Origin of the sequence: Hoeflea sp. Naph1 (assembly GCF_046837775.1) — a bacterium.
In the GTDB taxonomy this organism is placed as follows: Bacteria; Pseudomonadota; Alphaproteobacteria; order Rhizobiales; family Rhizobiaceae; genus Hoeflea.
Genome location: NZ_CP177286.1, coordinates 3,349,074 through 3,370,493, shown reverse-complemented (window position 1 = coordinate 3,370,493; position 21,420 = coordinate 3,349,074). Strand labels below are relative to the sequence as shown.

Genomic DNA, 21,420 nt, shown 5'->3' with positions numbered 1-21,420 from the left:
ACACGGCTCCTCCCTGCCTCGGCGGGGAGGATCTGCAAACTGGCGCGATCCACCTGGCCACCATGTGTGGCGGGGAAGGTATCGGCAGCGGACCAAAAAGGCCGCGATATGGGGACCCCATGATATCAGTCGAAAACGTGAAGGTGAGCTACGGCGGCCCCTATGTCGTCGATGACGTCAGTTTTGACATCCCGTCCGGGCGGATTACCGGCCTGATCGGCCCCAATGGGGCGGGCAAGACCACCATGTTCAACGCCATTGCCGGCCACGTTGCGCTCGCGGCGGGCCGGATCAAGCTCGAAGGCAAGGACATCACCGGATTGCAGCCGCACCAGCGCGCCGCGCGCGGCCTGGCCCGCACCTTTCAGATCCCGCATGAATTTGGCCAGTTGACGGTGATCGAGAATTTCATGGCCGCGGCCGCCACGCCGCAGGGCGAGAACGTGTTCAACGTCATTTTCCGGCGCGGACGGTTTGTGGAGGAAGAGGAGCACACCTACCGCGCAGCGCGCGACATGGTGACGTTTCTGGAAATTGATCAGGTCAAGGACGAGAAGGCTGGCAACCTGTCGGGCGGTCAGAAGAAGCTTCTGGAACTGGGCCGCGCGCTGATGCGCAAGCCCAAGATCATCCTGCTCGACGAGATCGGCGCCGGCATCAACCGGACGCTGCTGGCCAAGATCTCCGACAAGATCCTGCTGCTCAACAAGGAGCAGGGGTTGACCTTCTGCCTGATCGAGCATGACCTCGATTATGTTTCCAAACTGTGTGACGAGGTGATCGTGATGGCTGAGGGCAAACTGCTCACCCGCGGCTCGGTTGATGACGTGCGCCAGGATGCACGGGTGATCGAAGCTTATTTCGGTGGCGGAAAATACGAGGCCAGGCCATGAGCGCGCTTCTTTCGGTAAGAGGGTTGACTGCCGGCTATGGCGGCGTGCCGATCATCGAGGATATCAATGTCGAGGTTGCCGAGCACGAGATTGCCGTCATCATCGGCCCCAACGGAGCCGGCAAATCGACGTTGCTGAAAACCATTTTTGCGCTCACCAGCCGGTTGTCGGGCGCCGTCGATTTCCTCGGCAACGACATTACCGGGCTCAAGACCGCACAGCTGGTACCGATGGGCATTTCCGCCGTGCCGCAAAGCCGCAACGTGTTTCCGACCCTTACGGTTGATGAAAACCTCGATGTTGGCACCTATGCCGCGCCGCCGGGCGACAAGAAGGCTGTTCGCGAGAACGTATTGTCGCTGTTTCCCGATCTCAGGGACAAGCTCGGACAGGCGGCGGGCGAGCTTTCGGGCGGCCAGCGGCAGATGGTGGCGATAGGCCGGGCGCTGATGAGCGAACCCAAGCTGTTGCTGCTTGACGAACCCACAGCCGGCTTGTCGCCAGCCTATCTCGAGATCATTTTCGATCTGCTGCTCGATATCCGCAAGCGTGGAGTAACCATTCTGATGGTTGAACAGAACGCCAAGCAGGCGCTCAGGATCGCCGATACCGGTCATGTGCTGGTCAGCGGCAAGAATTTTGTTTCAGGGACAGGGGAAGCGCTGCTGGCCGACGATTCGGTACGGCGCTCGTTCCTCGGAGGGGCCGCGGCGTGATCGACTTCATCAATCTCTATCTGGTGCCCGGGCTGACTATCGGCAGCGTCTATGCGCTGGGCGCGGTCGGCATCTCGATGATCTTCGGCATTCTCCGCTTTGCCCATTTCGCCCATGGCGATTTGATGACCATCGGCGCCTACGGCGTGCTGACCGCCGTCTGGTTCATTCCGGTGCACCCGCTGCTGCTGCTGCCCTTCGGCATGGCGCTGGCTGTGGTGGCCGCGCTCGCCGTCGACCAGTTCTTCTACAAACCGTTGCGCAAACTACCTACCATCTACACGGTGATTGCCTCGTTCGGGGTGGCATTGATCTTCCGTTCGCTGGCGCAGCTGTTCTGGAGTTCGGGCAATCAGGTGTTCGTTCCGGGCGTGCGCATGCCGGTCGTGTTGTTCGATACATTCCGGATCTCGACGCTGCACATGCAGGCGATCCTGCTGACGCTGGTGATTGCGGTGGCACTGCACTTCTTCCTGACGCGCTCGAAGCTGGGCCGCGCAATGCGGGCGGTGTCGGACGAGCCTGAATTGGCGGCCGTCGCCGGCCTTGACACCGAACGGGTGGTGCGCTGGACTTGGGTGATCGGCGCCTCGCTGGCGGCTACTGCCGGGGTGTTTGCGGGCATGGACACGAGCATGCACCCCAATCTCGGCTGGAACCTGCTGCTGGCGATGTTCGCAGCGGCTGTTCTTGGCGGTATCGGCAAGCCGATGGGGGCGATCGCCGGTGGGTTGATCATCGGCATTGCCGAGGAAACGGCGACGTTTACCTGGTTCAGCGACGAGCCGTTCATCTCGCCGTCCTACAAATCCGCCGTGGCCTTTTTCATCATGGTGGCGCTGCTGATTTTCCGGCCGCAGGGTCTGTTCAAGGGGAGGCTGCTGTAATGGAAATGACCGGCCTGTTTTTCTATCTCATCAGCGTCCTGATCGCCGGTGGCATCTATGCCGTGCTCTGCCTCGCCCTGAATGTGCAATGGGGCATGGGCGGGCTGTTCAATGCCGGTATCGCCGGATTCTTTGCTGTCGGCGCCTATGCTTCGGCGATTGTGACCACCGCGGTGTCAGACAAGCATCTTGGCGGATTCGCGCTGCCGATCCCGTTCGGGCTTGCCGCGGCGATGATCGTTGCCGGCATTACCGGCTGGATCGTCGCCAAGATCTGCGTGCGGCTGAAAAGTGATTATCTGGCGATGGCCTCAGTAGGTATTGCCGAAATCCTGAGGCTGGTGATCGTCAACGAATCCTGGCTGACCAATGGCAGTCTCGGAATATCCGGCGTTCCGCGCCCGTTTGGCGACTTGGTGCAGGGGCGCGAGGCGGATCTGGTTTATCTCGCCGTTGTCTGGACTTGCGTGCTGGGCGTCTACATCCTGTGCCAGCGGCTTTATGTCAGCCCCTGGGGCCGCACCCTGCGCGCGATCCGCGACAATGAGGATGCAGCGCGCGCCGCGGGCAAGGATGTCGACTGGTTTAGACTGCAGACCTTCGTTATCGGCTGCGCCATCATGGGGTTGGCGGGTGGATTGTCGGCGCATTACTTCAAGTTCCTGTCGCCCTCGGCCACCGAACCGCTGCTTGTGACTTTCCTGGTCTGGGTGATGCTGATGGCCGGCGGATCGGGCAACAACAAGGGCGCCATCGTCGGCGCCATCCTGATCTGGTTCATCTGGTCGGCGACCGAAATCTTCACCAGCCGGCTGCCGCCGGAGTGGATTACCCGGTCGTCCTATATCCGGATGCTGCTGGTGGGATTGTTGTTGCAGTTCGTGCTGCAGAAATTCCGCTCGGGTCTGGTGCCTGAAAAATCACCGAAAATCCGATCTGACTGACAAAGTCAGATCGGATTCTCGGCCAATTTCCGTTGGATTATTCCGCAGGTTCTTGCGGCAGGAACGAGGTGAGTTTGGCGCGCACATCGTCGGGCCAGGGCATCGAGGTGTGCTTGTCGAGCCAGCTTGCCGCGAGCACCTGTTTGCCGGACCAGCGTTGCTCTTCGCCGCACAGCACCACATGTTCGACCGTCATCGATGACTTGCCGACCCTGGTGACGGTGAGCTCGAAGGTCAGTTCTTCGCCGAAGAGCGACGGTTTGGAAAAATCGCAGGTAAGGTGCACGGTTGGCGTGCCCCAGCGCTCTTTCCAGATGATTTCGTGCCAGGGATAGCCGATTGCCGACCAGAATTCCTCGATCACCCCGTTGAGCAGATTGAGATAGGCTGGGTAATAGGCGGTGCCTGAAATGTCGCAATCGCCGAAATGAAGCATGCGGTTGGTGGTGTAGCTGACAGTCATGATCCCCCCGAAAGTGATAGCTTGCAGCACAAGGTTTCGCATGAGGGGCAAAAAGTGGCAACCGCGGGGCGGTCGCAAGTCATGGGCAAGAAAGCCCGCTGGAAAGGCGAGCGTTCAATCTGTCGTTCACATAGGGATTTTACGGAGGGACATTGTTGTCGGGCCGATCATAAGGATCGGCCCGAAGCTGCACCCGGTAAATTGGTTTCCCGGCCTAAAGCCCCGCCAATATCGACTTCTCGATCTGGTCGGTGGGACTGTTGACCAGGGTCTTGGGCAGTTCCAGCATGATCTTGTCTCTAACACTGACATGCAGGCTCGGACGGATCTCGCCAAGGCTGTCAGGGTCGAGCACCAGCACCAGATGATCGAACTTGTGCGCCTGCGCCAAATCATAAAGATGGTTGGCGAGAATCTTGGCAAAAGTTGCTTCCATCGATTCCTTGTCGGAGGTATCCGGCGGCTGCTTTCCGGACGGACCCTGGTCAGCCAGGTTGCCCGGTTCGAGGTCGCCTGCGTGAGCGAGCTTGAGTTCGCCGCCCTTTGCGGAATTGCGATAGAAATTGGCGCCTTCGCCGGTGCCCACCACGATCAGGGTGTTGTGCGGAACGGATTTATTGGTCATCGGGATCTCCTCGGGAAGTCGTGCGACGGGACTTGTACGTCTGGCTGCATGCGAGCGGGGACGGGGCAGCCGCCAGGGTAACCGCCCCTGCCACCTTATCACGCGGCGTCGCGGTGGTGTTCGCCTTCGCGCACTTCCTCGATGATCTTGGCGACAAAGGCTTCCAGATCCTTGGGCGAGCGGCTGGTGATGATGCCGTTGTCGATGGCGATCTCGCGGTCAACCCAGTTGGCACCGGCATTTTCAAGATCGGTACGGATCGAGGGGTAGGAAGTGGCTTCACGGCCCTTGATCACCCCAGCCTCGATCAGCAGCCACGGAGCGTGGCAGATGGCCGCGACGATCTTGTCGCCACTGACAAAGTCGCGCACCAGATTGACCGCGTCGGGCTCGACCCGCAGCAGGTCGGGGTTGATCTGGCCGCCGGGCAGAACCAGCGCGATGTAGTCATCCACCTTGACGTCGGAGATCTTCAGATCGGCGTCGACGCTGTTGCCCCAATCGCCACCGTCCCATCCCTTGACCGGTTTGCCGTCAAGGCTTGCCACATGAACGGTGGCGCCTGCGGCCCTGAGGTGTTCGAGGGGGTATTCGAGTTCGGACTGTTCGAAACCATCGGTCGACATGATCAGGATCTTGGCGTTTTCCAACTTTGGCATCGGGTTCTCCTTTGCATTTGAAACTTACCGTCGACAACGCATGGATGCGGCCAGGGTTCCGTGGCGTATCCAGACGGGGTCTATCACCTGGCTTCAAATGGTCAGAATGCTGAACGATGGTGGCCCGAACCGATGACATGCTATCAATCGGTCAGAATTCCGTGCACCGGGAGACCAAGTGAGGTACAAGCCCGGACACTTTGGCTCATCTTGGAGCAATCATTCCCCGGACGGATCTGCCTGTGATGTATCGTAACGCACTGAAAAATAGCGAAAAAATCCTCTCCGTCGCACCGATGATGGACTGGACGGACCGCCATTGCCGGTTTTTGCACCGGCAATTGTCTCAGCACGCGCTGCTTTATACAGAAATGGTGGTGGCGGATGCGGTGCTGCACGGCGACCGCGAGAGACTGCTTGGCTATGATCAAACCGAGCATCCGGTGGCGCTGCAACTGGGGGGCTCGGAACCTGCCAAGCTCGCCGAGGCGGTGCGGATCGCCAGCGACTTCGGCTATGACGAAATCAATCTCAATGTCGGCTGTCCATCCGACAGGGTGCAATCGGGGACGTTCGGCGCCTGCCTGATGCGAGAACCGGAGCTGGTGGCGCGCTCTGTGGCGGCGATGAAGGCGGTTTCGGACGTGCCGGTGACGGTCAAGTGCCGCATCGGTGTCGACGATCAGGATCCGGAAATCGTGCTGCCGGCGCTGGCAGAATCGGTGATCGATGCCGGGGTGGATGCGCTCTGGGTGCATGCCCGCAAGGCCTGGCTGCAGGGCCTTTCGCCGAAACAGAACCGCGACGTGCCGCCGTTGGACTATGACAGGGTCTACCTGCTCAAGCAGCAATATCCGCATGTTTTCATCGGCATAAACGGTGGAATTACCAATCTGAATCAGGCGATCGAGCATCTTGAACATGTCGATGGCGTGATGCTTGGTCGTGCCGCCTATCATAATGCGCAATTACTGGGCGAGGTTGATCAGCGGATCTACGGCGCGCCGGCGGCGCCGGTTGATTGGGACGCTGTCTGCTCGGAGATGATGCTTTATGCCGAGGCACATCTGCAATCCGGCGGGCGGCTTGGCCAGATCACCCGGCACATGGTCGGGCTTTTTCTGGGGGTGCGCGGTGCGCGGCGGTTCCGACAGATCCTGTCCACCGATGCAGTGCGCGATGGGGCAGGGCCCGAGGTGATTGCCGCGGCTTTTGCCGAGATCGACTTTCCGATCTGGCTGCTGCGGCCTGAGACACCAAATTGCGGGCAGGTGTGAGCGCAGGCACTGTGCTGTCGGTGTTCACGCATGATCACGTGACAACACATATGAAATGCTGCGTTTGACATGGCGGAACCAACGCCCACTTAAGCGGTTGGGGAGAGGCACGCCTGACCTTTGTCGGTTCGAGGACCGACGCCATGCTGGACAATCAAGGAACATAAAATGCTTAGAGCACTCGCCATCGCCGCTATTACAGCGGTCAGTCTCGTCACCATGGCCCATGCCCAGGATTCTGCCACCCTGAAGGTCGGCATGTCGGGCGGCTATTTCCCCTTCACCTTTGTCAAGCAGGACAAACTGCAAGGGTTTGAAGTAGATGTGATGAATGCAGTCGGAGCGGAGGCCGGGCTCAAGGTTGAGTATGTGACGATGTCGTTTTCCGGCCTTATCGGCGCCCTGAGTTCGGGACGGATTGATACCATCGCCAACCAGATCACCATCACGCCCGAGCGCGAAGCGACTTTCGCCTTCACCCAGCCTTATGTTTATGACGGCGCGCAGGTGGTGGTGAAGAAGGGCAATGAGTCGACGATTACCGGTCCGGAAGATCTCAAGGGCCGGACGGTGGCGGTCAATCTGGGCTCCAATTTCGAGCAATTGCTGCGTGAGCTGCCCTATGCCGACGAGATCAATATCAAGACCTATGAATCCAACATCGAGCAGGATACTGCGCTTGGCCGAGTCGATGCATTCGTGATGGACCGGGTGTCTTCGGCTCAGGTGATCCAGAAAAGCCCGTTGCCGCTGGCGCTTGCTGGTCAGCCTTTTTCGGAAATCCACAACGCGCTGCCGTTCCGCAATGATGAGGCCGGTCGGGCGCTGCGCGATCAGGTTGATGCGGCGCTGACCAAGCTGAAGGCCGACGGCACGCTTGCGAAAATCTCGCAGACGTGGTTCGCCTCGGATATCACGTCGGCCAAATAGGGCAGATCCATGCAAGCACTCGATTTCAACTACATGCTGGGTCTGGTCCCGGTGCTCATCGGTTATGTGCCGCTGACGCTTGGCATGGCGTTGGCCTCGATGGCGTTTGCGCTGGTTCTTTCCTCGTTGTTGGCGGTCGAGCGGGTGTTGCGGATTCCGGTGCTCGACCAGGCGGTGATGCTGTTCATCAGCTTTTTCCGCGGCACGCCGCTCCTGGTGCAGCTGTTCCTGTTCTATTATGGCTTGCCGCAACTGGTGTCGTTCCTGGCCCAGATCAACGGTGTCACGGCGGCCATCATGGGGCTGACGTTGCATTTCTCGGCCTATATGGCTGAGAGCATCCGTGCGGCGATCATCGGGGTTGACCGCAGCCAGTGGGAGGCCTCCATGGCTGTGGGCATGACCCGCGGCCAGATGCTTCGTCGGATCGTGCTGCCGCAGGCTTCGCGGGTGGCGGCGCCGACGCTGGTCAATTACTTCATCGACATGATCAAAAGCACCTCGCTCGCCTTCACGCTTGGCGTCACCGAATTGATGGGCGCCACCCAGAAGGAAGCGGCGGGCAGTTTCCTCTATTTCGAAAGTTTCATCGTGGTTGCGGTCATCTACTGGGTTATTGTCGAGGCACTGTCTTACGGCCAACGCCTGCTCGAGGGGCGGATGGAAAAGGCGTATGCGCGATGACCGGCGTACGCGGACTGGTCAAGCGTTTTGGTGACAATGTCGTGCTCGACGGCATCGATCTCGATATCGGTGATGGTGAACGGGTGGTCATCATCGGTCCGTCGGGCACCGGCAAATCGACCTTGTTGCGCTCGATCAATTTCCTCGATCACCCGGATGCAGGCACCATCACTGTTGGCGATCTCAGCGTTGATGCCGCCCGCGCCAGCCGTGCGGATATTCTGGCACTGAGGCGCTGCACGGCCTTCGTGTTCCAGAACTATGCGCTGTTTGCCAACAAGACCGCGCGTCAAAACATCACCGAAGCCCTGATTACCGTGCAGAAGCTCTCGCGGGGCGAGGCCGAAGCCCGGGCCGATGCGGTGCTCAAGGAAACGGGATTGTCCGACAAGGCTGATGCCTATCCTGCAGCCTTGTCGGGCGGGCAGCAGCAACGCGTCGGCATCGGTCGGGCGATGGCGCTTGGCGCCAAGCTGATGCTGTTTGACGAGCCAACTTCGGCGCTCGATCCTGAATGGGTCGGCGAAGTGCTGGATCTGATGCGCCGTGTCGCCGAGCAGCGCCAGACCATGCTGATCGTCACGCACGAAATGCAGTTTGCCCGCGAAATCGCCGACCGGATCGTCTTCATGGAAGGCGGACGGATTGTCGAGCAGGGGCCGCCGAGCCAGATCTTTGACGACCCGCACGATCCACGCACACGCGATTTTCTGCGTCGCGTGGGATAAGTGGGGTAGCGTGGCTGTCATGCCGACCAGGGGCTTGGCGAGGTTGGCCGGGAAGCCATCCACTCACTGGGCCAGAGTTGGAAACTACGCCGGTTGGGGCAAAGCCGGGGCCTTCAGCCCTTGCGCAAGGCGTGGATAAGCTCGTCCTTGGCCATGGATGAGCGGCCTTCGACGTCAAGTTCCTGCGCCCGCTGATACAGTTCATCCTTGGTCCAATCCTCATAAGGCGGGGCCTTGCCGCCCTTGGCTGACGGGTGCTGGCTGTCATTGGCCCGGGCGTTGGCGATGCGGGCAGCTTTCTGTTTCGACGCTCCGTCTTCGCGCAATGCCTCGTAGGTATCGCTGTCCTTGATCGATGGTCCATGGTTCTTGCCGGGCATGTCATTGCCTCGCTTTGGATGTGGGGTTTTAGATGGGTTTCTGATCTCGCCCTAGAGCCGTTGCGACAATTGCTCGATGGCTGCGTCGAGTTCATCGACCAGCGGTCTCATCTCGCCGCCACGATCGATATGGGCGCGGGCTTCGAGTTCACCGCGCATTGCTTTCAACGCTTCAAGCCGCTGGTCGATGGATTGCGATGACAGAAGCACCGCGTTGATGTCGTCTGCGGTGATGGTTTGAGCGATGCCATCAAGGTCCGCGTCGCCGCCCACCTGGGCATCGACGGGATCGACTATCGTTCCGTTTCTCATGACGGGCATGGGGTCTCTCCAACTTGTTGCAGATCACCAACGCCTATCAGGCGAGCTTGGTTCCTTGCGAGTCATGGAGACAAAGCTTGGCAAGGCTGGTGACGCGGTTCAGGAGAGCGGGTTTTTGCCTGTCAGCCTTCAGACCGGGGGCAGCGGGGTGGGCTTGTTGTTGGCATCCAGGGCCACCATGACAAACAGGGCATTGGTCACCTTGTCCATCTGCGGCGACAGATAGCGCTGCGCCCAGGCCTCTACCAGAAGGGTCATCGAGGTGCGGCCGACCTTGACGATATCGGTGTAGATGCACAGCGTATCGCCGATCTTGACGGGCATGGCGAAGGACATCTCGTTGACGGCGGCGGTAACCACGCGGCCACGGGCGCGCTCGGCGGCGCGGATGCCGCAGGCCAGATCCATCTGCGCCATCACCCAGCCCCCGAAAATGTCGGCGGCGGCGTTGGCGTCAGCAGGCATGGCCAATGTGCGCAGCGTCAGTTCACCTTTGGGTTTGGCCATGGTTTTCTTCCTGTCTGAGTATTCAGTCCTGAAAATATGTGTAGCTGCGTAGGCGCGCGATTTGAAGCCACGAAATTCGAGACAACTGGCGCTGCCTCGAAATTGCCTCAGGCGTTAATAGCCGACGTCAGGCTTCCTTTACCCTTGTATGAAAAACTCTCCCTTGCCTTTGCCTCATACGGAGCAACCGATGTTGTCTTGCGTTCCCGGTTCGCGCCGCGCCCGGTTCCCATCCAAAAGCCTTTTTCTGACGGTCAGCCTGCTTGCGGCAGGGTGTTCGGGAGAGGGTGGGCTTGTGCCGCCGGGCGAAGTGTTGTCGATGCAGCAGGTTTCGCCGGTCATTCGTCCCGAACCGGCCGCGCCAGCGATCGCCAGTGCTGCGCAGACCGCCTTTATCCCGAATGGTCCTGACATGCCGGCACAGAATGTGCTGGCCTATCCGGTAGCGGACGGTGTTGACATGACCCAGATGACCTCGGCGCTGCCCGAAGGCAATGTCAGCCAGCCGGTAGTGACCGGTATCGGCACTGACACCCTGCAGCTTGCCTCGGCGCCGGCCACGGAAGATTACAAGCCTACGAATGTCGATATCGGTGAGACGCAACCAACGGTCAGCAACCAGCGCTCGGTGACGGTTGAGAAAAAACAAGGCCTTCTGGCCGGTTTGATGCCGCGGTTCAGCAATCCGCTGTCCAAGCCGCAATGGGCCGGTGGTATGCCGGCCGCTGAAAAAGCCTGTCGTAAACGGCTTAAACGACTGGGCGTAACCTATCGCGATCTGCCGGCCATCAGCAACGGGGCGGGGTGTTCGATCCCCTATCCGGTGGAAGTAACGCAATTGTCGGGCGGCATCGAAATCAAGCCTGCGGCCAAGCTCAATTGCCAGATCACCGACGCCTTTGCGCAATGGGTGAAAAAGGAACTGGCGCCGGCAGCCCGGATTCGTTACGTCTCCGGCGTCAAGTCGATCAACCAGCTGTCATCCTATTCCTGCCGCACCATGAATTCCAAGCGCGGTGCGCCGATGTCCGAACATGCCAAGGGCAACGCCATTGATGTTGGCAAGGTGACGCTCAACAACGGGACCTCAATCTCGGTGCGAAAGCCCGGGTTCTTCGCTTTTCGGGAAAAGAGCCTCCTCAACAACATTCGCGCCGACAGCTGCAAATATTTCAACACGGTGCTGGGGCCGGGCAGCGATGTCCATCACAAGGATCATTTCCATTTTGATCTGAGAGCCCGCAAATCGAACTATCGCCACTGCGATTAAGCCGTGGTTTGCCGAATGTGCGGGATTGTCTGCCTCTTGAGCAGAAACAGCACTTGAAAATCAATGCGGATTGGTACCTTTGCCGGGTGCGGTCGATTGGCCGGCATCTATCCGCTTCGACTTCGAAGTGGAAACCGCAAAGGATATCAGCCGCATGCCACCCGTGGAAGAATTGCTCGTGTTTGTCCTGGCGCTGTCGGGAGCGGCCGTGGTAGCTGGCGTGCTTGCCGGCTTGTTCGGTGTCGGTGGCGGGGCGATCCTGGTTCCGGTATTTTACCAAGCGTTCGGGCTGGTCGGTGTCGACGATGCAGTTCGCATGCATCTGTCGGTGGGCACGTCGCTGGCCATTATCGCGCCAACGTCGATACGCTCGTTCATGGCGCACAAAGCGCGTGGAACGGTTGATCTTGATCTGCTCAAAAGCTGGATTCTGCCGGTGCCGTGCGGCGTCATCGCGGCCTCGTTGATCGCAGCCTCGGTGTCGAGCAGCGCGCTGCGCGGCATTTTTGCCGGCATCGTCCTTCTTGTCGGGATCCGAATGCTGTTCAACAAGCAAGACTGGCGGCTGGGCGACGACCTGCCGCCCAATCCGGTCCGTGCCATGGTGGGCGGGCTGATCGGGTTGCTGTCAGGGTTGATGGGCGTTGGCGGAGGGGTGCTCAACAATACCTTCATGACGCTGTTCGGGCGTCCGGTCCACCAGGCGGTGTCGACGTCGTCCGGGGTGGGCGTGCTGATCGCGATTCCCGGGGTGTTTGGCTATATCTGGGCAGGTTGGGGCGCGGAAGGTTTGCCGCCGTTTTCGACCGGCTATATCAATTGGGTGATGATGGCGGTGGTCATCCCGATCACGCTTCTTGTGGCACCGCTCGGGGTACGGCTGGCGCATGCGCTGGACAAGCGGCAGATCGAAATCAGCTTCGGGCTGTTCATGCTGCTCGTGGCCGCTCGGTTCATTTACAGCCTGCTCTGACAATCTGGCGCCATATTGCGCGCAGCATCAAAGCGGGTCCGAATGGTGCATTTGCATGTTGCGTAAAGGCGGCTGACATTTTTGCGCAACATGCATTGGCGCATGCCTTCTGCGGGATGTCACTCAGTAGAGCGAATTGCGCAGTTGGGATAGTGCTGCCACGGTTTCAAAGCTGATCGAGGTGTCATTGCTGAAAACCGCAAGCAGTGGATCCACAGCGCCGTTCTGAACGTCGTAAAGCGCAAGGAACCGCTGGACCATGGTGTCGACCTTATCCGGGTCCAACAGGTCATCAATCTCGTAATACCTTTCAAACATGGCTTTCTGCACATCGATGTTGCTAGCTGCGGTTTCTTCGGAAATTGAAAATGTGGTGCGAAAGAACTGGGCCAGGGCCTCGTCCGCGAGAATCTCGTATGTGCTGGTCAGTGTCGGCGCCATTCGTTTGAAATAGAGTGCCAGGCGCGCCCCGACGCTGTCCTCTCCGGCTTCTTCTTCAACGGCTTGAGTGAGGTAAAGCCGTTGGGTTTCGACCAGTCCGCGATCATTCTGGATGCTGTGGGTATTTTTGGTCTGAATGATTCCGTCCGCGTCAAAATTGAACGAACCGGCTATTTTCTGAAAGCTGATGTCGGTCTGCAAATTGGCGAAGCTTTCCGGATCATCCAGGTCCGAGGTCAAAACCGCCCTCAATGTTTCGGCAGTGACGTCTTTCGGCTTGAGACCTTCGGCCACCAGCAGAACGTTAATCAGGCGCGGATCGGCCATGAGTTGGTCAACGGTTTCCAGCGATTGCAACTTGGTCCGGTAATAGGACGCCTCGGCTTCTGCAGCCGCCTTACCGGTATCGCTGGAGTCCAGTCTTGTATATGCAGTATAATAAGCCTTGGTAATGCGCGTGATCTCGTTTTCGGATTGAGCGTAACGCGGCGCGCCGATACTGCCGTCCTCCGTGAAGTTAAATGCTTTGGCCAGTTGGATGAACCGGTCATCCTTCATTTTATTCACAAAACTGTTGGGGTCATAGGGATCGCTCGTGAATATCTGCTTCAATTTGTAAGTGGAGACTTCGTCCGGAGAAATGTTGAAGGCTTTCAATGCGAATTCGCGAATCGTCACCGCAGCCGGCTGTAACGACAGGAAGTCATTCAGATTGGCGGTGAGCCCGATGTAGAGCTTGTATTTAGCAATTGCCGCTGCATCTTTTTCATCATCGGCATCGTCATAATAGGCGATGTAATTGGATGTCGTAGTGTGAAGTTGAGTTTCATCCTGGATGTCTTTTCCAGGCGTAATGGTGCCGTCACTCTCGAAATTGAATGCTTTGGCCAGTGCGATCATTCCGGCACTTTTGGAATAGATCTCACCACCAAGATCGAACGTATCTTGCTGCAGCGCCCATTTGACGTCGCTGCGGCTGGTGGTCAATGGAACACCATAGGCAGTCAACATCATTGTGCTGAGGCGGGGATTGCTCAAAAGCTCGTCCAGCGAGGTGATGCCGGAAATTGTTTCTTCATAATATTGCTTGTTGAGCAGAGCGCCAGTGGCGGTCAGCCGTGGTTGTGAAAACACATAGCGTTCAGTCACCAGTTTCCGCTGGGCATCGTTCATTGGCTCAACACCAGCGTCCAGGGTTCCATCCGCCTTGAAATTGAATGACGCTGCCATCTCGTAGTAATTGCCCACGGTCTCGATGGACTTGGTGTACTGGCCCAGCAGATAGTCGATTCTCTGGATTTGCGCGGGTGAATTCGAACCGCTAGCCCGCTGCACATTGAGGTCATCGATAAGCGTGCTCCACTCGGCAACTTTCGGCGCAAGCACTGAATTTACATAGCTGTCCGGATCAGCAATGTCGCTGGTGAGGACGTTTCTCATGGTTTCGTAATCAAAGGTCTTCGGGTCGATTCCGAAGGTCGTGAAAACATAGTCGCGCGCTGCTGTGTTCTTGAACAAATCATCAACTTCGGTGAAGTTTTTTGATACAGCAGTAAAATAGTTGGTTTCTTGCCGCAGTATGGCGTCGTTGTTCTGGATGGTTTGCTTATAGGTGCCGATCAGGTCATCGATCTGGCTGGTAGTTTGAATGATCTCGCTTGTGACCGTGCTGCCGAAGTCGTAGGCAGCTGCCAACGTCTTGTATTTGACGTCGGTGAGACGGTTGGCAAAACTGTCTGTGTCGGTCAGGTCACTTTCCAGAACCTTGCGGATAAAGGCCTTTGCATAAGCCATTTCCTCCAGCCCGTATGCCTTCAGCGCGTAGGCATAGATACGGTCATCGGCCAAAAACTCGTCAACGCTGGTGATCGAACCGATGGTGGTGCGGTAATACTCGGCTTCCCTGCTGACAATCGGGTCAGCGGCAGCGCGGGCAAGCGTTTCATTGATGTCCTTGGTGTAAAAAGTATAGGACTGAAAACTGGATATCATGGCGCTACCGGATGTTGTGTTTCCGAGTGATTTTCTCGAGAAAGAGATTTCACACAAGTTTCAGGTATGATTTTAGAACTTACTGCTTGCCCGAAGCTGACGGCGCTGGACCTGTAAATTCCGCATCAGATTGTAGCGGATTACCGGTGAGCCCTAGCGGTTTCAGTCACGCAGGATGACCTCGTCGCGCCGCATTTCGAAGGCGGCCAGCGACGAGATGAAGTTCATGCCGAGCAGGCTTTGATCAAGCTTGCCGGGCTCGGCGACGGTGGCACGCAGAGCGAACCGGCTGATTGATCCGATGGTTACCTCATCGAGCAGCACGGGGGCGGCACGAGCCTGGCCGTTGGCCGTATTGATGTTCAAGCTGAAGCTGAGATCTGAATCGGAAAATCCGATCCGCATGGCGTCCCGGTGTGACAACGCAATGGTCGTGGCGCCGGTGTCGATGAGAAAGTTCACGGTCTGGCCGTTGACCGTGCCGGCAGCTTCGAAATGGCTGTTGAGCGACTTGCGGATCGAGACGGCAAGGCCGTTTTCATCGGTCAGCATCATCGGCTGTCCCGGAACCAGCCCCGCGAACACCCGCATGGCCACCTCTTTGGCTTGGTCCTGATATAGCCAACCGGTAATCAGGCCGAGAATGATGACCAGCCAGGTCAGCAGGTTTTTCAACAGGTCGCCCATGTTGCGGTGAGCGCCAACCACGCCTGCGCCGATCACTGCTGCCAATACGCCGAGATAAACCAGGCTTGCGAAATCATCGTTGGGGAGTCCGAACGTGATCCCGCTGCCGTGATTGAAGATCAGAATGGCGAGGGCGGCACCGAGCAGCGCTAGAATGATCACCATTCCGGTCAGTCACCCTGCCGTTCGTGCGCCATCCTGCGCCGTTTGGTTTCGCGCCGCGGTTTGCGCACGACCGTTTCCAGCCGCGCCGGCAAACCATCCATGATCTCACGCCGCAGTTCCGGCGTGTAGCTGGTCCAGCTGGCGATCTCGTCGCCGGTGCGACCGCATCCGAAGCAATATTTTGTCTGTGGATCGATCACGCAGACGAGGATGCAGGGCGATTCAATAGTCATGGCTTCTTTCATACGGCGTCGGGAAACTATGCCCGTTTTATATCGTCCGTTCAGAGCAAAAGGGCAAGGGCGGCAAGGCTGACGGTCTCCGTGATTTGCTGGGTGGCGCCAATGGTATCGCCAGTGTGGCCGCCGAGCCGCGCGCGCACGGTCCCAGTCCATTGCCAGGCCGCCAGGGCGATGAGGCCGAGGCCGAGGACAGTTGGAATCAGCCCGGTGGAAAACAGGGTCAGTAGCGCAAACAACCCAATTCCCAGCCCAACCGCCAGTTTGACGGCCGGGGTATCGGGCGCGCCGACCGCCACGGCCACACCGTCATGGCGGGCTGGGGGCAATTCGTTCCAGTGCCAGGCCATCGCCGCACGCGAGGCTGCGGCCACGGCCAGCAGGACAAGGAAAGTGTTCCAGCCGCCGGCCACCGACAGGATGATGGTCAGCGCCACCGCACGCAGTGAAAAACCGGCCATCAGCGCCAGCACGCCATAGGCGCCGATACGGCTGTCCTTCATGATCGAAAGCATGTGATCGCGTCCGCCGCGCGCGCCGAGGGCGTCGGCGGAATCCGCCAGGCCATCCTCGTGCAGCGCGCCGGTGACGACAATCAGTACAATCAACGCGATTATCGCCGTCAAGGCGGTGTTGGCGCCAAGCCAGGACAGCACCAGCACCACCAGTCCGGGGCAAAGTGCAATCACCAGACCGGCCAGGGGAAACATGCCCGCCGCCCGCGACAGCGAGCCGTCATGGCCGTCGAAATACCGCGCCGGCATCGGCAACCGGCTCAGAAATCCGGTGGCGCGGGCGATGTCGTCGATATAATCATTGAACTGCATCGAACCTTCACCTTCTGCAAGCTGCGACACCGGGTACCGCGAATAACATTGTCCTAGGCTGATTCGACAATTACACAGGCACGGGTCAAACGTCATGCGGCCAGTTCGGCCCGGGAGAGAAAAATGAGTGCCAGCGGCTTGCCTTTCGATGATTTTCGCGAACTCCTGAACAATTTGCCGGGGCCCGATACCAAGGCGCTCGCTGATGCGCGGGAACGCGACGCGCAATTGACCAAGCCCGCGGGGGCGCTCGGCAGGCTCGAGGAAATCGCCTTCTGGCTTGCGGCATGGACCGGTCGCAAGCCGGCCGTCACGCGCCCTTTGGTGGCGATCTTTGCCGGCAACCATGGCGTGACCGCAAAGGGCGTGTCGCCGTTTCCTTCGTCCGTAACCGCTCAGATGGTGGAGAATTTTGCTGCCGGCGGTGCCGCAATCAACCAGATTTGCGTCACCCATGATCTGGGTCTGAAGATTTTCGACCTGGCGCTGGATCTGCCAACCGGGGACATATCCGAGGAAGCGGCGATGGACGAGCGCACCTGCGCAGCAACCATGGCGTTTGGCATGGAAGCGCTGGCTGGCGGCACCGATCTGTTGTGCATCGGCGAAATGGGTATCGGCAACACCACCATCGCGGCAGCCATTTTTTACGGGCTTTACGGCGGAGCCGCCACCGACTGGGTGGGACCTGGCACCGGTTCTGAAGGGGAGGTTTTGGCGCGCAAGATCGCCGTGGTGGAAGCTGCGGTCAAGCTTCACAAGCCGCATCTCAACGACCCTATGGAAGTTCTGCGCCGCCTCGGTGGCCGCGAGATCGCGGCGATGGCCGGCGCTATTCTGGCAGCAAGAATGGAGCGTATTCCTGTGCTCATCGATGGCTATGTGGCAACCGCGGCGGCCGCAGTGTTGCATGCGGCCAATCCGCAGGCGCTTGATCACTGCTTGATTGCCCACGTCTCTGCCGAACCGGGTCACATGGCGGCGATCGAGAGGCTCGGCAAGACGCCGTTGCTGGCGCTGGGCATGCGGTTGGGTGAGGGCACAGGTGCTGCACTCGCTGCCGGCATCGTCAAGGCTGCAGCGCAATGCCATTCGGGCATGGCGACCTTTGCTCAGGCAGGCGTATCGGCCAAGGGCTGAATTCCGCCACCGAGGCCTCCGGACATGCCGGAGGACGACGAGGCGCGGCGGAAGGCGCGCTTCTTCTTCTGATCCGCACCCGCCATCCCCTCGACGGGGGCCATGCTTTCGAGCACGCGTTCGCGTGGCAGGATGGCGATGCCTTCGGTGCCTTCGCGCAGTTTTGATTTGAACACGAATTCGCCGCCGTGCTTGGCAAGGATCGCCTGAACGATCGGCAATCCCAGGCCGGTGCCTTGCTCGGCGCTCTTGATGGCGATCGAGCCCTGGCCGAAGGCCGCGAGCACGACGGGGATCTCTTCCTCGGCAATGCCGGGTCCGTTGTCCTTGATGGCAAGATACTGCCCGCCGCCGGCGGTCCAGCCAAGTGTGACCCGGATCTCGCCACCCGGCGGAGTAAACTTGACCGCATTCGACAGCAGGTTGAGGATCACCTGGCGCATGGACTTTTCGTCTGCCCAGACCAACGGCAGGCCTTGTTCGAAGACCTCCTGAATGCGGATGTTCTTGCTGCGCGCCTTGAGTTGAACCAGGCCGATGCAATCCTCTGCGATGTCGGAGAGCGCGAGCGCATTTTCGTTGAGATCATAGCGGCCGGCCTCAATGCGGGAGAGGTCGAGAATCTCGTTGATCAGGTTGAGCAGATGCTGACCTGATCGGTGAATGTCGCCGACATATTCCTTGTAGCTTTCATTGGCGATCGGGCCCAGGACCTCACCGGACATCACTTCTGAAAAACCGAGGATGGCGTTCAACGGGGTCCTCAGTTCGTGGCTCATCGAAGCTAGGAATCGTGACTTGGCAAGGTTGGATTCCTCGGCGCGGCGACGCGCTTCGTCGGAGACTGACTTGGCCACTTCCAGTTCGGCAATCAGATCGTCCTTTTCGGTCTGGAAACCGAGCATCTTGATGTTGGTCGTGTAGAGCCGCTGCGCCATGAAAATGAAGAACAGCGCGGCCGCGGAGATCATCGCCAGCACAGAGATATCAGCGGCATCCCGGCTGATGCCGGCGCGCAGGGCCAGCGCAATCACCGTCGGGACAACCGCGAAATACAAGGCAAAGCGCAGCGCGAATGTGGTCATCGCGGTGGCCGCAAGGGCGATCAGCAGAACCGCCGACTTGTAGAAGACGAAGGTGTCGCCCTGGCAGGTAGTGCAGCTCTGATAGGCAAACAGCGCCCAGCAAAGGCCAATAGCGGCATAAATGGCGAGAAAACGCCACCGCCAACGGTTGGTAAAGTCCTCGTCGGATTGCCTTTGCGACGCGCGCCGCGCCATCAACACCAGTCCGGCGTAGACGAACATGGTCAAGAGCGCCCAGGCCAGCAGCCAGATGGCTTCATCGAACCATAATCCGCCCACAGCGGCGAAAATAACCAGAATCGGAACGGCGGCAGCGCCTTGAAGCACGGCGTTGATGTGCAGCCGGATCAATTCGAAATCGAATACGGGAGAGATCTCGCGGCCATGCTGCAAGCGTTCGCGGGTGGCGCGCACGGTTTTGATGACCGCCGCGTTCTTGTGGATGCGCGAGCGATCGACAATATTCTTGTCGGTCATGGTCTTGGAACTCAACGACTGGCTTTCGGACTGGTTTGGACTCATCGTTCAAACTAAAGAGCAAAGTTTAAGAACTTGTTTGCATTTGCCGATTCAGACACGCCCTCCGGCTTGAGCCCTGCCGGCGAATAGGATCACTTGCGCAGATGGCTTTTGGAAGACGGATCAGGCGGCAGCGGCCGTTTTGGCGCAAGATCGGCGATGGGGTTGTGGTGTTGGCGATATTGGCTGGCGCGATCCTGCTCGCCGCGCGTCTCGAACAAATTTCGCAGACCGAGATATCCGGTTTGGCACGGGTGGTCGACGGCGACAGTCTGGCCATCGACGGAAGACGGCTGCGGCTCAAGGGCATTGATGCACCTGAAATTGCGCAACGCTGCCGGCGCGATGGTGTCGAGTATGATTGCGGGATCGAAGCTGCGGTCTATTTGCGTGATCTGCTGGGCGCCAGCCCGGTTGATTGCAGCGGCGAGGGGGTTGACCGGTATGGCCGCGATCTGGTGCGCTGTGTTGTCGGCAGCGTCGATCTCAACGAGGCGATGGTACGCGCCGGCCATGCGGTGGCGTACGGGGACTACCAGGTCGCCGAGACTGCGGCCCGCAAATCCGGAACAGGCCTGTGGGCGGGTGAATTCGACCCGCCCAATCAGTGGCGCGCGGTGCATGGCGGGCTGGATGAGGATTTCCGGCTGGGATTTGGTGGAATGGTAGCTTTCCTGCGGCGGCTGTTTGGTGTCTGATCGAGTCAGGACAAAGGGAGAAAATTGAAGATGAAATTATATGATGGCGGCCGCGCGCCGAACCCGCGCCGGGTTTCTGTGTTTCTGGCGGAAAAGGGCATCGAGGTGGAGAAAGTGCCGGTGGATATGGGGCAGATGGGCCATAAATCCGCCGAGGTTACGAAGCTCAATCCGCTGCAACGGCTACCGGTGCTGGTGCTTGATGACGGCACCGTGCTGACTGAATCAGTGGCGATCTGCCGCTATTTCGAGGAATTGCACCCGCAACCGCCATTGCTGGGTACCGATGCCCGTGACAAGGCCATCGTCGAGATGTGGAACCGGCGGATGGAATTTAATTATCTTGCCCCGGTTGCCGCGGCCTTCCGTCACACTCATCCAGCGATGAAGGAATGGGAGGTGCCGCAGCTTGCCGAATGGGGTGAGATCAACCGGCCCAGGGCGATCGCGTTTCTCGAACTGCTCGACACCGAACTGGCGAACCGTGAATTCATCGCCGGCGACCGCTATACGATTGCCGACATCACCGGCATGATCGCCTTCGACTTCATGAAGCCGGCACGGATCGACCGACCCGAGCACCTCAAGAACGTCATGCGTTGGTACACCACGGTTTCATCAAGGCCGAGCGCCAAGGCATGAACAGCCGGGCCGATGATCGCCATGAGCCAGATGAAGCGCTGGCTGCGCTGCTCGCCGAAATCGCGGCCTGCCGGATTTGTCGCGATACGCCGCTGGGCGGGCCTGAAAAGGCTCTGCCGCACGAGCCGCGGCCAGTCTGCACCGCTTCCTCGCGCGCTTCGGTACTGATTGCCGGTCAGGCGCCCGGCACACGGGTTCATGCCAGCGGCCGGCCGTTTACCGATCCTTCCGGCGACCGGCTGAGGGATTGGCTCGGCGTCAACGAAGATCAGTTTTATGATTCGGACAACTTTGCCATTGTGCCGATGGGTTTTTGTTTTCCCGGCCTTGATGCCAAGGGGGGCGATCTGCCGCCACGCCGAGAATGTGCGCCGGCGTGGCGGGACCGGCTGATGGCGGCAATGCCGCAGATCAAGCTGATCCTGGTTATCGGCCAATATGCGCATGCCTGGCATCTGGGGCCGTTGCGGCGCAAAACCCTTACCGAGACGGTGCAGGAGTGGCGCTCGATCCTGAGCGCCAGCGAGGCCAATTGCGCGGTCATGCCACTGCCGCACCCGTCCTGGCGTAACAGCGGCTGGATCCGCAAGAACCCCTGGTTCGAGGCGGAACTCTTGCCGGAACTTAAGCGCCGGATAGCAGTCCTGGTCAAACCGTCGTAGGGTATTATTTCCTACGTGATCGCCATACCGCAGAAAATATTTCTTTGCGGTGGCGACCTTGGCGCG

At 59.2% G+C, this 21,420-nt stretch carries 25 protein-coding genes; 14 read left to right on the top strand and 11 right to left on the bottom strand.

From position 1 onward, the window contains the following. The first annotated feature begins 119 nt into the window (after positions 1–119). The 4 genes from ACK6D9_RS16230 to ACK6D9_RS16215 are packed head-to-tail and all read left to right on the top strand — an operon-like array spanning position 120 to position 3,440. Entirely contained in the window at positions 120–893 is a 774-nt protein-coding gene (locus ACK6D9_RS16230) for an ABC transporter ATP-binding protein (RefSeq protein ID WP_412049283.1), read from the top strand. Beyond that, entirely contained in the window at positions 890–1,609 is a 720-nt protein-coding gene (locus ACK6D9_RS16225) for an ABC transporter ATP-binding protein (protein ID WP_412049282.1), read from the top strand. Before ACK6D9_RS16230 ends, ACK6D9_RS16225 begins: the two co-directional genes overlap by 4 nt. Then, the gene (locus ACK6D9_RS16220) at positions 1,606–2,496 is read left to right on the top strand and encodes a branched-chain amino acid ABC transporter permease (RefSeq protein ID WP_322987654.1); all 891 of its coding nucleotides are present in this window, start codon (positions 1,606–1,608) and stop codon (positions 2,494–2,496) included. Before ACK6D9_RS16225 ends, ACK6D9_RS16220 begins: the two co-directional genes overlap by 4 nt. Further along, on the top strand, positions 2,496–3,440 hold the full coding sequence (locus ACK6D9_RS16215) for a branched-chain amino acid ABC transporter permease (protein WP_322987653.1): 945 nt from the start codon (positions 2,496–2,498) through the stop codon (positions 3,438–3,440). The genes ACK6D9_RS16220 and ACK6D9_RS16215 overlap by 1 nt, the downstream gene beginning before the upstream one ends. Positions 3,441–3,477: 37 nt before the next feature. On the opposite strand, the gene ACK6D9_RS16210 is transcribed toward ACK6D9_RS16215, so the two are convergent. From ACK6D9_RS16210 to ACK6D9_RS16200, 3 genes are all read right to left on the bottom strand, one after another. Further along, entirely contained in the window at positions 3,478–3,903 is a 426-nt protein-coding gene (locus ACK6D9_RS16210; RefSeq protein ID WP_322987652.1) for a thioesterase family protein, read from the bottom strand. Positions 3,904–4,117: 214 nt separating this feature from the next. Further along, on the bottom strand, positions 4,118–4,528 hold the full coding sequence (locus tag ACK6D9_RS16205) for a host attachment family protein (protein ID WP_322987651.1): 411 nt from the start codon (positions 4,526–4,528) through the stop codon (positions 4,118–4,120). 98 nt (positions 4,529–4,626) lie between these two features. Then, a complete protein-coding gene (locus tag ACK6D9_RS16200; protein ID WP_412049281.1) occupies positions 4,627–5,187 on the bottom strand; it encodes a type 1 glutamine amidotransferase domain-containing protein in 561 nt (186 codons plus the stop codon). Between the two features lie 245 nt (positions 5,188–5,432). Here ACK6D9_RS16200 and dusA point away from each other — a divergent pair, with 245 nt between their 5' ends. The 4 genes from dusA to ACK6D9_RS16180 all read left to right on the top strand — a co-directional run bounded on the left by dusA (position 5,433) and on the right by ACK6D9_RS16180 (position 8,806). Further along, the gene (gene dusA / locus ACK6D9_RS16195; protein WP_412049280.1) at positions 5,433–6,464 is read left to right on the top strand and encodes a tRNA dihydrouridine(20/20a) synthase DusA; all 1,032 of its coding nucleotides are present in this window, start codon (positions 5,433–5,435) and stop codon (positions 6,462–6,464) included. Positions 6,465–6,632: 168 nt separating this feature from the next. Next, positions 6,633–7,394, top strand: coding sequence for an amino acid ABC transporter substrate-binding protein (locus ACK6D9_RS16190; RefSeq protein ID WP_412049279.1), 762 nt, complete (start codon positions 6,633–6,635; stop codon positions 7,392–7,394). Between the two features lie 9 nt (positions 7,395–7,403). After that, on the top strand, positions 7,404–8,078 hold the full coding sequence (locus tag ACK6D9_RS16185) for an amino acid ABC transporter permease (protein ID WP_322987647.1): 675 nt from the start codon (positions 7,404–7,406) through the stop codon (positions 8,076–8,078). After that, the gene (locus ACK6D9_RS16180; protein WP_412049278.1) at positions 8,075–8,806 is read left to right on the top strand and encodes an amino acid ABC transporter ATP-binding protein; all 732 of its coding nucleotides are present in this window, start codon (positions 8,075–8,077) and stop codon (positions 8,804–8,806) included. The genes ACK6D9_RS16185 and ACK6D9_RS16180 overlap by 4 nt, the downstream gene beginning before the upstream one ends. A 113-nt stretch (positions 8,807–8,919) precedes the next feature. On the opposite strand, the gene ACK6D9_RS16175 is transcribed toward ACK6D9_RS16180, so the two are convergent. The 3 genes from ACK6D9_RS16175 to ACK6D9_RS16165 all read right to left on the bottom strand — a co-directional run bounded on the left by ACK6D9_RS16175 (position 8,920) and on the right by ACK6D9_RS16165 (position 10,014). Beyond that, the gene (locus ACK6D9_RS16175) at positions 8,920–9,186 is read right to left on the bottom strand and encodes a Rho termination factor N-terminal domain-containing protein (protein WP_412049277.1); all 267 of its coding nucleotides are present in this window, start codon (positions 9,184–9,186) and stop codon (positions 8,920–8,922) included. 51 nt (positions 9,187–9,237) lie between these two features. Continuing rightward, entirely contained in the window at positions 9,238–9,507 is a 270-nt protein-coding gene (locus ACK6D9_RS16170) for a hypothetical protein (RefSeq protein ID WP_412049276.1), read from the bottom strand. A gap of 129 nt (positions 9,508–9,636) precedes the next feature. Then, positions 9,637–10,014 (bottom strand): acyl-CoA thioesterase, encoded by a 378-nt coding sequence (locus ACK6D9_RS16165; protein ID WP_322987643.1) that lies wholly within the window; start codon positions 10,012–10,014, stop codon positions 9,637–9,639. A gap of 190 nt (positions 10,015–10,204) precedes the next feature. Here ACK6D9_RS16165 and ACK6D9_RS16160 point away from each other — a divergent pair, with 190 nt between their 5' ends. Next, on the top strand, positions 10,205–11,284 hold the full coding sequence (locus ACK6D9_RS16160; protein WP_412049275.1) for an extensin family protein: 1,080 nt from the start codon (positions 10,205–10,207) through the stop codon (positions 11,282–11,284). A 154-nt stretch (positions 11,285–11,438) separates the two neighbouring features. Beyond that, a complete protein-coding gene (locus ACK6D9_RS16155; protein ID WP_412049274.1) occupies positions 11,439–12,257 on the top strand; it encodes a sulfite exporter TauE/SafE family protein in 819 nt (272 codons plus the stop codon). 123 nt (positions 12,258–12,380) lie between these two features. On the opposite strand, the gene ACK6D9_RS16150 is transcribed toward ACK6D9_RS16155, so the two are convergent. From ACK6D9_RS16150 to ACK6D9_RS16135, 4 genes are all read right to left on the bottom strand, one after another. Next, a complete protein-coding gene (locus ACK6D9_RS16150) occupies positions 12,381–14,690 on the bottom strand; it encodes a DUF1217 domain-containing protein (protein WP_412049273.1) in 2,310 nt (769 codons plus the stop codon). Between the two features lie 162 nt (positions 14,691–14,852). Further along, the gene (locus tag ACK6D9_RS16145) at positions 14,853–15,542 is read right to left on the bottom strand and encodes a TIGR02281 family clan AA aspartic protease (protein WP_412049272.1); all 690 of its coding nucleotides are present in this window, start codon (positions 15,540–15,542) and stop codon (positions 14,853–14,855) included. A 5-nt stretch (positions 15,543–15,547) separates the two neighbouring features. Beyond that, positions 15,548–15,769: a DUF1289 domain-containing protein gene (locus ACK6D9_RS16140; RefSeq protein WP_267656107.1), complete on the bottom strand. Its 222-nt coding sequence runs from the start codon at positions 15,767–15,769 to the stop codon at positions 15,548–15,550. 56 nt (positions 15,770–15,825) lie between these two features. Next, entirely contained in the window at positions 15,826–16,608 is a 783-nt protein-coding gene (locus ACK6D9_RS16135) for an adenosylcobinamide-GDP ribazoletransferase (RefSeq protein ID WP_412049271.1), read from the bottom strand. Positions 16,609–16,731: 123 nt separating this feature from the next. Here ACK6D9_RS16135 and cobT point away from each other — a divergent pair, with 123 nt between their 5' ends. Beyond that, on the top strand, positions 16,732–17,748 hold the full coding sequence (gene cobT, locus ACK6D9_RS16130; protein ID WP_412049270.1) for a nicotinate-nucleotide--dimethylbenzimidazole phosphoribosyltransferase: 1,017 nt from the start codon (positions 16,732–16,734) through the stop codon (positions 17,746–17,748). Here the strand turns inward: cobT and ACK6D9_RS16125 are convergent. After that, positions 17,721–19,355, bottom strand: coding sequence for an ATP-binding protein (locus tag ACK6D9_RS16125; protein ID WP_412049269.1), 1,635 nt, complete (start codon positions 19,353–19,355; stop codon positions 17,721–17,723). The two genes, cobT and ACK6D9_RS16125, sit on opposite strands and share 28 nt — an antisense overlap. A gap of 101 nt (positions 19,356–19,456) precedes the next feature. Between ACK6D9_RS16125 and ACK6D9_RS16120 the strand changes: the two genes are divergently transcribed. The 3 genes from ACK6D9_RS16120 to ACK6D9_RS16110 are packed head-to-tail and all read left to right on the top strand — an operon-like array spanning position 19,457 to position 21,354. Then, a complete protein-coding gene (locus tag ACK6D9_RS16120) occupies positions 19,457–20,050 on the top strand; it encodes a thermonuclease family protein (protein ID WP_412049268.1) in 594 nt (197 codons plus the stop codon). Between the two features lie 30 nt (positions 20,051–20,080). After that, positions 20,081–20,692: a glutathione S-transferase gene (locus ACK6D9_RS16115; RefSeq protein ID WP_412049267.1), complete on the top strand. Its 612-nt coding sequence runs from the start codon at positions 20,081–20,083 to the stop codon at positions 20,690–20,692. After that, positions 20,689–21,354: a uracil-DNA glycosylase family protein gene (locus ACK6D9_RS16110; protein ID WP_412049266.1), complete on the top strand. Its 666-nt coding sequence runs from the start codon at positions 20,689–20,691 to the stop codon at positions 21,352–21,354. Before ACK6D9_RS16115 ends, ACK6D9_RS16110 begins: the two co-directional genes overlap by 4 nt. The last annotated feature ends 66 nt before the right edge of the window (positions 21,355–21,420 follow it).